Annotated in this window: 2 protein-coding genes; both read left to right on the top strand. The window is 70.7% G+C overall.

What is annotated here, in order from left to right; translation table 11 throughout:
- Positions 1 to 389, top strand: a 389-nt coding sequence (locus AC5L38_RS44245; RefSeq protein WP_495248827.1) for a nucleotide disphospho-sugar-binding domain-containing protein, incomplete at its 5' end; no start/stop codon positions are given.
- A 27-nt stretch (positions 390 to 416) separates the two neighbouring features.
- On the top strand, positions 417 to 907 hold a 491-nt coding region (locus AC5L38_RS44250), incomplete at its 3' end, for a glycosyltransferase family protein (protein WP_495248828.1).

Below are 907 nucleotides of genomic sequence, written 5' to 3' on the forward strand. Positions count from 1 at the left end.
ACCACGTCCCGGCCAACACCCGCCTGGTCTCCTTCGTCCCCCTGCACGCCCTCGCCCCCACCTGCTCCGCCGTGATCGACCACGGCGGGCCGGGCACGGTCTTCACGGTGGCCTCCCGGGGCGTGCCGCAGCTCATGGTCCCGAAGCTGTTCGACGAGCCGTTGCTCGCCGGACACCTCGCGGGGCAGGGGGCCGGGCTGGTCATGCACAGCCGCGACGCCGACGGCCCGCGGGTGCGCGAGCACCTGCTGCGCCTGCTGGGCGAGCCCTCCTTCGCCGAGGCGGCCGGAAGGCTGCGCGACGAGATCGAGGCCATGCCCACCCCCAACGAGCTCGTCCCCCAGCTGGAAAGGCTCACCGCCGAACACCGCGGCACCACCACGAGCTGACCGGCGAGGCCCCAGGAAGGAAAGACCATGCGCGTCCTGTTCACGTCGTACGCCGAGAAGAGCCATTTTCTGGGGATGGTCCCGCTGGCGTGGGCGCTGCGCAACGCCGGCCACGAGGTGCGAGTGGCAAGCCAGCCGGAGCTGACCGACGTCATCACCGGTGCCGGCCTCACCGCCGTGCCCCTCGGCACGAACCACGGTCTCGGCAGGCTGCTCCAGCTCGCCAAGGACACCGGCCAGGAGAAGGATTTCGACATGGCGGAGAACCGCCCCGAGATGCTCACCTGGCAGCAGATCAAGACCGGCTACCAGGGGCACGTCCTGTGGTGGTGCCGGGTGGTGAACGACCCCATGATGACGGAGCTGACCGAGTACTGCCGGCAGTGGAAGCCCGACCTGGTGATCTGGGAGCCGCTCACCTACGCCGGATCGGTCGCGGCGAAGGCGTGCGGCGCGGCGCACGCCCGCTTCATGTGGGGGCTGGACCTGTTCGCCCGGATGCGCGGCCACTATCTGCG

The organism is Streptosporangium nanhuense, from assembly GCF_059358815.1.